This is a genomic window from Homoserinimonas sp. OAct 916 (assembly GCF_003260275.1).
Taxonomy (GTDB): Bacteria; Actinomycetota; Actinomycetes; order Actinomycetales; family Microbacteriaceae; genus OACT-916.
Window position 1 is genome coordinate 1 of record NZ_QJHB01000022.1, and the last position, 10,682, is coordinate 10,682.

Below are 10,682 nucleotides of genomic sequence, written 5' to 3' on the forward strand. Positions count from 1 at the left end.
ACGTCCGGGCTCAACGGTCTGGCACAGAACGGTGTGACCTACGACGCCGCAGGTGCCATCGCCGGTGACAGCAGCGCCACCGGGGTCTTCAACGGGTCCACCTCTTATATCTGGAACGACCAGTTGAAGCCGGCCCCGGACACCTACACGATCGAGACGTGGATCAAGACCGACACCACCCAGGGCGGCAAGATCGTCGGCTACGGCAACGGTCGACCGAACACCGGCACCCAGGCGACAAACCTGAGCGGCACCTACGACCGGCAGGTGTATATGGACAACACCGGCCGGATCACATTCGGGGTCTGGGCGGAGTCAGCGCAAGCAATCCGTTCCTCTGGCCAGTACAACGACAACCAATGGCACCACATTGTTGCCACCCAGAGCCCGAGCGGAATGGTGCTCTACATTGACGGCGCCGCTGTGGGCCAGAACCCGACAACGGCGGGCCAGCCCTATTGGGGCGTCTGGCACATTGGGGGAGACCAACTCAGCAGTGTGTGGCCCAATGTGCCGGCGAGCAAATTCTTCCAGGGGCAGATCGACGAGACTGCAATCTACCAGCTACCGTTGACGGCGCGGCAGGTCGCGGAGCACTATCGACTGGGTGGACGCACCGTCATACCCCCCGGGCCACTTCTCAAAATGGTTGCCGGCTCGCCCACGATCCGCGGCACCGCGCAGGTCGGCATCAAACTCACCAGTGCTCCCGGCACCTGGGTGCCCGCATCACCGGCTTTCACTTACCAGTGGGCGGCGAACGGCACCGCAATCAGCGGCGCCACCGGCACCAGCTACACTCCTACCGCCGCTGATGCGGGCAAGACTCTCACCATCACGTACACCGGAAAGCAAACCGGCTACGTGACCACCCTGGCGACCTCCGCAGCCACCAAGGCCGTCGCGAAAGCGAAGGTCTCGGTGGCTCGGCTGGTCGGCGTTGACCGGTTCGAGACAGCGATACAGGTCGCCCACGCCTATACTCCGGGAGTCGACCGCGTCTACCTGGCGAACGGGCTGAGCTACGCGGATGCGCTCAGCGCAGCTCCGGCCGCCGCGAACTTCGGCGCCCCCGTGCTCCTGACCACCCTGAAGTCACTTCCCGGCGATGTCAAGACCGAGCTCCAACGACTCAAGCCGAAGAAGATCATCGTCATCGGCGGGGCCGGAGCTATCACCGACGCGCAGGTCAGTACGTTGAAGGACATCGCCCCGGTGCAGCGTCTCGCCGGCACCGACCGCTATGCGACGTCCCAGGCTGTGGCCCGCGACGCGTTCGGCACCGGCGCGAACACTGCCTACATCACGACCGGGATGGACTTCCCCGATGCGTTGGCGGCAGCCCCGGCGGCAGCCCACTTCAACGGGCCGGTGATTCTGGTTCCCGGAAAGAACACGTCACTCGACGCCGCGACAACCAAGCTGGTAAAAGACCTTGGCGTCAAGACCGCGAAGATCGCCGGTGGTACGGCGATTGTCTCGTCCGGCATCCAGTCAGCGCTGAAGAGCCAACTGGGGGCTGGTAATGTGCAACGGTTGTTCGGTACCGACAGGTACGCGACGGCGGCAAAGATCAACCTGGACGCTTTCACCAAGAATTCGACCGCGTACCTGGCCAGCGGTTCCGGCTACGCCGACGCCTTGGTCGGTGCCGCGCTGGCAGGCAAGACGGGGGCACCGCTGTACCTGGCACACCCCAACTGTGTGCCAGCCAGCGCCCTCACCGGCATCGAACGAATCGGGGCAACCAAGATCATCCTATTCGGAGGCTCCGCAGTGGTAGACGCGAAGGTTGAGTCGCTGACCGCCTGCACGTGACATTCGGCTACGCCCGAGCCGCACCGACTGGTCCGCCTAATGAGGACAGCGGGGCCCGCGTCCACGGTGGGCGCGGAGCGCTCAAACGCCCGACGTCAGAAAAAATTCGTAGACAACTTAACCCCTCCCGGAGTAAGTTATTCCTCATCAGGCTCGGTCTGCGCACACTCGCTCGTGGCTAACCTGCGTTGAATTGTCGCAGGCACTCCGATGACCTTGAAACAAGCCGCCTTCAACCTTAAGACCGCGACTGTATTACGACCCAGCATGACGATCTCGCGGGCGCTCCAGAGAGCCGAAACCCTCAGCGCAGAAGAACTGCTTCTGCGACAGAGTCGACGGGCAACCGAGCAGGCGAGTTTCGCGATGGAGAACACCCACTTTTACCGCGAAAAGTATACTGCCGCTGGTTTCACCCTCAAAGACCTCCAGGATCCCGCGGCCTTCGCTGAACTTCCTATCGTGGAAAAGAACGATATTCGAGAGAACCCTGAACTATTCCACACCGCAGAAGCAACCCCGCACAATTCCAAGCCGGCCAGTACCGGGGGGAGCACCGGAGAACCGCTGAAACTCCTGCATGACCTCAGGTTTCCCGCGCGCGTTCTGGAATGGAGGCTCTTCAGATGGTGGGGACTGGACCCGTCCCAAGACATCGCCCTTGTATACCGCCTACTCCGCACCACACGAGAGGCAAGCCGCTACGATCGCAAATGGTGGCCGTCAAAGAGGTTTCAACTCGACGCTTCACGCATGGACACAGCGCACATCGATGCTTTTCTTGCTGAATGGAATAGGACCAAACCTTCCGTTCTGATTGGTTATGTGGGTGGGATCGTCGAACTTGCTCGTTACCTTTCTTCTAACGGAATTTCAATTTCACCGCCGCTCGCTATTGCCGTTACCGCCGCGCCGATGACTTGGAACCTACGATCAGAAATCGAAGAGTGCTTCCACGCGCCGGTCTATGATCACTACCGTTGCGCAGAAGTTCCCTGGCTTGCGGGCGAATGCGCGGAGCGCAACGGCTTGCACACATTCGCCGATGTGCGAAAGATTGAAGTAGTCGACCCATCTGGAGCACCATCCGCTTCTGGGATTCTCGGAGAGGTCGTCGTCACCGACCTCACCAATCGCGTGTTTCCACTCATCAGGTATCGTCTCGGAGATCGCACATCCACAATCGACGGACCTTGTGCCTGCGGGATTTCCCTCCCCCGCATCCAGAGCGTGTTGGGTCGTGTAACGGAAGCTGCGCATCTTCCTGATGGGCAGGTGATTGCGGGAGAAGCCCTCGCCCAAATATTCAGCAAGGCAGTCGGTTCTGTCAAACAGTTTCAGGTGCATCAAAGTGCCGACTACTCAATCATTGTGCGTTGCATTCCCGGGCCCGCACCGGATGCACGCGACTCAATCGACACGGTCATCCAGCAAATGCGTGAAATCGTGAAGGGGGCTGTTCCGATCCAGCTGGAGGTCGTCACCACAATCCCTCACGAAGGAGGAAAGATTAGGTACATCACGAGCGATGTCGCGCCGCCCACAGCGCAAAGCGCGTAAAGTCACCCCCCCATTTAGGGGTAACGCGTTCGGGGGCCTAACTACGGTAGCCTAGTGGTTGTCGCATATGTGGCTTTTGGTCAACCTGACTACCAAGCAGCGAGTCTTTCCCGAGACGTGAGATCAATTCGCCACATGGATGACAACAAACCCGAACACCTGCCAACCCGAATTGCAGGATCAACCCGATGGATACGCAAATTGCGTGCCGATTTCCCTATTGCGCACGCTTCACCACAGATAGAACACCCGATGGCCAGCTCCGCCTCAGCCTGAGCCCGCTTGAGCGCCCGCGCCAGAACATGGCGGGTGATCTCTTGTGAGCCAGCTTCGACATGATCTGCGACTGCCGCTTGTCGGCTGGGGCTCGCCGACACATGCGCCAAGTACTCCTGCGCGACCGCGCACCAGAGCGATCGAACAGGAACGGGTTTCCTCCGGCCGGGCCTGGACGAGGCGCTACCAGGCGATACTCCGAGTCACCGACACCCTGATCATCAGCGCGTCTGTGGCTCTTGCTTTCATCGCCCGGTTCGGATTCGACTCGTTGACCGCCCACAGCGATCAGCTGCTTCGCGAGTATGCACTCATCTCTGGACTCATTCTCGTCACATGGATCTGCGCGCTCGGGCTATCCCGAACCCGCGATGTGAAGGTATTCGGAATAGGCCCCACCGAATACAAACGCGTCTTCACTTCCAGCGTCATCACATTCGGAGTTCTTGCGGTGTTCTTCGTGATCTTCAATGTGGACATTGCTCGAGGTTTTTTCGTTCTCGCCCTTCCGTGTGGAATGCTGGGCCTCCTGGCTGGACGATGGCTGTGGAGGCGTTGGCTCAACAAGAAAAGACTCGTCGGCCATTACCTGTCCCGAGCCGTCGTTGTGGGAGATGCGCGCGACATCGCCCACGTTCTAGGACAACTGGCTTCAAAGCCATGGGCCGCATTCAACGTGGTGGGGGTGGCCGTACCGGATGGGCGCGCGGTTTCCGCCTCAGCAACCGTCTCCGGCGTACCGATCGTTGCCACGATGGAAAAAGTGGCGGATGCTGTCACCCGCTTGGGCGCTGACACGGTGATCGTGGCTGGAACCCCGCAAGGCGGAAGTGACTATATCCGCACCCTCGGCTGGCGCCTCGAAGGCTCCGCAGTCGAGCTGGTCCTCGCGACCTGCCTCACCGACGTGGCGGGGCCCAGGATTCACTTCCGCCCTGTCGAGGGCCTCCCTCTCATTCATGTCGACCTTCCGCAGTTCGAAGGCACGAAGCACATCCTGAAACGCGGTTTCGACGCATTGTTGTCGGGTCTCGCCCTGATGATACTCGCGCCGGTCGTGCTCGTTATCGCAGCGCTCATCAAGTTGGACAGCCCTGGGCCCGTGCTCTTCAAACAAAAGCGGGTGGGCCAGAACGGGGCCGAATTCAAAATGCTCAAGTTTCGTTCGATGATCCCTGATGCCGAATCTGCTTTGGTCGCTTTGAAGGCGCAGAATGAGGGCGCAGGCGTCCTCTTCAAAATGAAGGACGACCCGAGAGTCACCAGGCTCGGAAAAACTTTGCGCAAATACTCCCTGGATGAGTTGCCGCAGCTGTGGAACATCTTGGTTGGAGACATGAGTCTTGTCGGACCCAGGCCGCCGCTTCCCAACGAGGTGGAGGGATATGAGAGCCACGTGAAGCGGAGACTCTATATCAAGCCAGGGCTCACCGGTCTGTGGCAGGTGAGCGGTCGTTCCGATCTCGATTGGGAGCAGAGCGTGAAGCTCGACCTGTACTACGTGGAGAACTGGTCCCTCACAGGAGACCTCATGTTGTTGTGGCGCACCGTGAAGGTGGTTCTCAAGCCCGCCGGAGCGTACTGAACGTCGACAGAGGCGTTCGGGAGCCCGACCTCCGGCTCACCAGTCAAGTGATGCGAATACGTCGAAACTCTACAGGCGGCCCGTCAGCATAGTTCTTGCACAACCAGATGTACCCCCCGCGGTAGCTCGTGTCGCTTGATTGAACGGACCATGTGGACTCGCCAGTACGTTTAACCGCGATCTGGGCTGAAGAAACCGTGATCGTGAGGCTGATCCACTCTCCGATGTGCGGTTCGGCGGTCGACACACGCCCCAGCAACGTTCCAGATGCGACATGGGATTCTCTGCGATACAGTTCGAGCTGGCCGTCAGCGCGCAGAATGGCATGGTAGCCGGCAGATTCCCCCGGAATCGTGACCCGATAGGTGCGATCGTCTGCGACGGCGAAGGCCAACCCCACGTGCTGTTCCGACGCGGGAAGCGCATCGGGCCAACCGAATTCAGCATGCAGCTCGTATGTCCCCTTCGTCACCGGGCACATCGACCCCATCAGGTAGCTCTGCACCTCGGGTCGCGCCAACCTGATCGTGGCGCGACGCGCGTTTAGGGCAGGCTGCGCCGCCCAGCCTGCGTCGATCGTCCACGGCAGGTCTCCGGCGGCTCGTAGCCCTGACGGAAATTGGTCGGACGTAGCCGCCGGGAGCAACCCTTCCACATAGGGGATATTCGAGCACATCATTCCGGCCACTCCGAGGGATCGCATCCTGTCGCGCTGCCAGCGAAAATGGATTTCCCAGGCGATTACTGGCTTACCAAGCGAAACGACCGCTCGGACCTGTTCATCCGTGGCCGAATGATGCACGCCGAGAAGGTCGAATCGATCTGCGTAGTCTGCTGCCCGGTCGACGATGTCGGGCGTGAGGTAGCCCCAGGTCTGGAACCCCCGTTCGGCCGCGGCCTTGTACTGCCCGGCCCCTGCCCACTGTTTCCAGACGAGTTGTGCGCCAGCGGCCGGGGTGGCGTCCATCGCATCGAGTAACGCGGCAGTATTCGTCCCCTGTTTGTCCTCGACAAAAACCACCTGCGTGGCCGCGAACGCCTGGAGAACATCTGATAGCAACGGGATCGGCTGGAGTGCGGCCGACGGTCCCAGCCACTCCCGTGCGTCGATGCGCAGCGCCGACAATTCCGCCCAGGTCATGTCGGCGATGTCAATCGACTTTCCGCTCGTGCGCTCCATGGTGGTGTCGTGATGGCATACGAGCATTCCGTCCTTGGTGGCGTTGACCGAGATTTCGATTGCTCGAGCACCCAGGTCCACCGAATGCGTGTATGCATCCATCGTGTGTTCGGCCCAGTTGTCGCCGGAGCCGCGGTGGGCGATATAGAAAGGAGAAAGGGCCAGCAGTCCGGCGATCGTACTCGCCACCTGACGGCGCGACTGAACCGGGCTCGATGGAGACGGCCCGATTTGTGGCGTCGCTGGCTGAGTCGACTGCACGACCGGCGGTTTCGACGTCGATTGGCACGCCGACAGGACGAGAGCGGAAATGCCCAGCCCAAGAAAATGCCGACGGCCCAATAGCAACCGATTGTCGGATGGTATTGGGCCGTCAGAGAATGCTTTCACTGGCTCCCCTATAGCGGGCTACTGCTGGGTAAAGGTGAGAGTGAGTAACGGCCGGTACGTCGGGTTTCCTGCGTCGTTCGACCACAGTCTCAGATTATCGTTGCCCGTGCTCGTCAAGGCCATTGAGATTCCAGAACCGAGCAGATCCTTGAGTTGCGCCGTTGTCAGATTAATCGTCTGCGGAGCGTTCAGCGTTGTTGCCCCGGTGATCTCACCCAGTTTGCTCCCCAACGCGGTGGGACGGTTATTCCAGGTGATGGCCCCCTCGTTCCAGCCACCAGAAACGAGGTTGATCGCGTGCATGTCTGTGGAGCCCGCAGTCGAATCAGTCGAGGTCCGAAGCATCAGCGTCGCGCCCGTCAGAACGAGCCCAGCAGGTGCTGCCGGCAGGTCGAAGGCAAGATAGGACGAGATCTGTCCGCTTCCTCCGCGCGACGACAACTGATTGTTGGTTCCGTAATTGGTGGTCGGATTGGCCTGGTACACCATGGCATCGCCGGTGGGGTTCAGCGTCAGCACGACCGGCGCAGGCGGCGGAGCAGTAATCGTCGCAGCCGCTGCCGCGGAGGCCCCGCTGAGGTTCCCGGCGGCATCCTTCGCGATCACCCGGTAATAGTAGGTTCCCGCTGCCAACCCGGTATCTGCATACGAGGTTCCCGCCACATCCGCCCTCTTCGAGGCCGCGTTGGCGACGAAAGCCGAATCAGTTCCCCGGTAGACCGTGTAGCCGGTCACCCCGACGTTGTCCGTTGAGGCAGTCCACGTGACCGTGACGTTCGCGCCCGATACCGCGGTTGCGACACCGGTTGGAACGGTGGGCGATTCACTGTCCGGCGGCGGCGGCGAGTCGACTGTGGCAGCCACTGCCGCGGAGGCCCCGCTGAGGTTCCCGGCGGCATCCTTCGCGATCACCCGGTAATAGTAGGTTCCCGCAGCCAACCCAGTATCTGCATACGAGGTTCCCGCCACATCCGCCCTCTTCGACGCCGCGTTGGCGACGAAAGCCGAATCAGTTCCCCGGTATACCGTGTAACCGGTCACCCCGACGTTGTCCGTTGAGGCAGTCCACGTGACCGTGGCCGTGCTCCCGGACACTGACGTCGAGACGCCAGCCGGTATCGAGGGAGCCTGCGTATCGACGGGCACGCTGCCCCCCTCATAGGTGAGGGTGAGCACCGGTCGATAGGTCGAGTTCGCGGCCTCTCGCGACCAGGTACGCAAGTTGTCGTTACCGCCACTGACCAGGGCCAGCGACTGTTGTCCGGTCAGCGCTCGCAACCTGGCTGCGTCCAGGGTGATGGAATAGTTCGTATTCAGTGCGGGTGCGCCTGCCAACGCACCCAGCTGGTCGCCGATCGGCGTCGGCCGGTTGTTCCATGTGACCGTGTTCTCCGACCATGCCCCAGACACCAGGTTGATCGTGTGCGTGTCAGCGGACGCGGCTGTTGAATCGGTTGATGTGCGCAGTTGCAGTCTCGCCTGGGTGAGGACCATTCCCGCGGGTGCGTCCGGCAGATTGAACGACAGGTAGGAGGAGATCTGGGAACTTCCGCCTCGCGATGAGAGTTGGTTGTTCGAGCCGTAGTTCGAGTTCGGGTTCACCTGGTAGACCATCGCGTCAGCGGTCGCTCCCACGGTCAGCACCACCGGTTCTCCCGGGGGTCCCGCCACAACCGCTTCCGCCGCGGCAGATCCGGCACTGACGTTTCCAGCGGCATCAACCGCGGTCACCTTGTAGTAATAGGTTCCCGCCGCCAGGCCCGAGTCCACATACGAGGTCCCGGTCACATCCGCGACCTTCGTGCCCGCACCGGGCACGAACGCCGCCGTCGCACCCCGGTACACCGTGTACCCGGTCACCGCGACGTTATCCGTCGACGCCGTCCAACCCACGGTCGCGGCGCTGCCAGAAACCGTCGCCGTCACCGCAGACGGTACCGACGGCGCTTCCGTGTCAACAGGTGGCGCTGCTTCGATCACCGCTTCCGCCGCGGCAGATCCGGCACTGACGTTTCCAGCGGCATCAACCGCGGTCACCTTGTAGTAATAGGTTCCCGCCGCCAGGCCCGAGTCCACATACGAGGTCCCGGTCACATCCGCGACCTTTGTGCCCGCACCGGGCACGAACGCCGCCGTCGCACCCCGGTACACCGTGTACCCGGTCACCGCGACGTTATCCGTCGAGGCCGTCCAACCCACGGTCGCGGCGCTGCCAGAAACCGTTGCCGTCACCGCAGACGGTACCGACGGCGCCTGCCCGTCGACAACTGTCACGGATGCCCCGGCTGAGGCTGCCGACCGATTGCCAGACGTGTCCACCGCGACCACCTTGTAGTACGTGGTGCCGACTGGGGCGGTGGTGTCCGTAAAGGCAATACCGGGAACTTCAGCGATCTTATTGGTTTCGCCCACGACGAAGCCGGCGTTGCTGCCGCGATAGACCACATAGTTCGCCACAGCGACATTGTCGGTCGAGGCGTCCCATGCGACCAGCACATCGTTGCCACTAACAGTGGCAGTGACGTTCTGGGGCGTGCTGGGCGCAACCTGGTCGTTGACGCCCAAGGCGTAGTGTTCGGCCACGGCGCTGCCGCTCAGTGCGTTCGGGTAAATCGCCACCTCGTCCACCTGTCCGGTGAAGTAGAAGTTTGACGGCGCCTCCGGCCAGCTGTTCAGGTTTCCGCCGCCCGCTCGCCAGTATCCGGCGTACGACTGATTCACTGTAACCGCATTGCTGTCGACGAGCACTCCATCGACGTACAGCTTCATCCCGGATGCGTCCTGTGAGCCGAGAACGTGATGCCAGGTGCCATCACTGTAATCACCCGGTGCCGTGAGCGTCACCGCCGAACCGGTGTAGACCCCGAACTTCAGCGATCCCGCATCGGTCATATAGATCTGTTTGTCGTAACTGTTACCGTTGCCGGTCTGGGAGTTCTCGAATCCAACGATCTTCCCGCCAGTTGCGGCGTCTGTTTTGAACCATGCCTCAGCACTGAAGACGGCCGGAGAGGCAACCGATTGCGCCTGTCCGACGGTGCCATCCGACGAACCCGGCAGGGTGACGGATTTGCCGTTGGCCACCAGTGCCGGCTGATTCAGCAACACCTGGTTGCCGAACGCGCCGTTGTTCTGCCCGAAAAAGGAGGAGTCACGGGCGATCGCGCCGCTCGTCTCGTCCAACCGCCAATAGAGGTCTGGATTGGCATTGAACACGGCTGCGCCGTAGGCATCGGACGGAACAGGGTTGACTGCTACCGATCCTCCGCCCAGTTGGTAGTGTTCGATCACCTGACGAGCTGTCAACGGTGTCGGATAGATCGCGGTCTCATCAATCTGACCCTTGAAGAAGTTGCTTGAGGGCTTGTTCGGCCAGCCATTGAGTTGGTCTCCGCCCACGTGCCAGACGCCCCAGTACGGTTGCCCCGCGGCAGCGGAGTTCTGGCCGACTTTGACCCCGTCAACATACAACGCAAGCCCTGCCGACCCCTGCGTCGCGACGATGTGGTGCCACTGGTTGTCGTTGTATTGAGCCGAGGAGCGCAAAAGTTGGGCGCTTCCGGTCCAGACGCCGAAGTTGAGACGCCCGGAATTGTCCATGTAGAGGTGCCGGTCGTAATTGCCGCTCAGGTTTGTCGCCTGGGTGCCGGTGTTCGGTCGACCGCTGCCGTAGCCGACGATCTTGCCGCCCTGCGTGGTGTCGGTCTTGATCCACGTCTCGATCGTGTAGGTGTCCGGGGCCGGCCTCAACTGGTCGTTCCAGATATAAGAGGTGGACCCGTTGAAGACCCCGGTGGCGCTGCTGTCACCGGCGATGGCACCTGCGGCGTCGTAGGTCACACCGTTCTGTGCCAGACCGTTGAGCCCGGACGT

General features: G+C 61.5%; 5 protein-coding genes. 3 read left to right on the forward strand and 2 right to left on the reverse strand.

Features of this window, described 5'->3' with window-relative positions; genetic code table 11:
* The 3 genes from DL891_RS16260 to DL891_RS16270 form a co-directional block, all read left to right on the forward strand.
* Nucleotides 1-1,818, forward strand: a 1,818-nt coding sequence (locus tag DL891_RS16260; protein WP_198668963.1) for a cell wall-binding repeat-containing protein, incomplete at its 5' end; no start/stop codon positions are given.
* Between the two features lie 210 nt (nt 1,819-2,028).
* Nucleotides 2,029-3,378: a phenylacetate--CoA ligase family protein gene (locus tag DL891_RS16265; RefSeq protein ID WP_111721546.1), complete on the forward strand. Its 1,350-nt coding sequence runs from the start codon at nt 2,029-2,031 to the stop codon at nt 3,376-3,378.
* Between the two features lie 319 nt (nt 3,379-3,697).
* The gene (locus tag DL891_RS16270) at nt 3,698-5,239 is read left to right on the forward strand and encodes a sugar transferase (RefSeq protein ID WP_232819233.1); all 1,542 of its coding nucleotides are present in this window, start codon (nt 3,698-3,700) and stop codon (nt 5,237-5,239) included.
* Between the two features lie 43 nt (nt 5,240-5,282).
* Here the strand turns inward: DL891_RS16270 and DL891_RS16275 are convergent, their stop codons facing one another.
* Entirely contained in the window at nt 5,283-6,608 is a 1,326-nt protein-coding gene (locus DL891_RS16275) for a glycerophosphodiester phosphodiesterase family protein (protein ID WP_111721547.1), read from the reverse strand.
* A 219-nt stretch (nt 6,609-6,827) separates the two neighbouring features.
* Nucleotides 6,828-10,682, reverse strand: a 3,855-nt coding sequence (locus DL891_RS16280; protein ID WP_157962578.1) for a LamG-like jellyroll fold domain-containing protein, incomplete at its 5' end; no start/stop codon positions are given.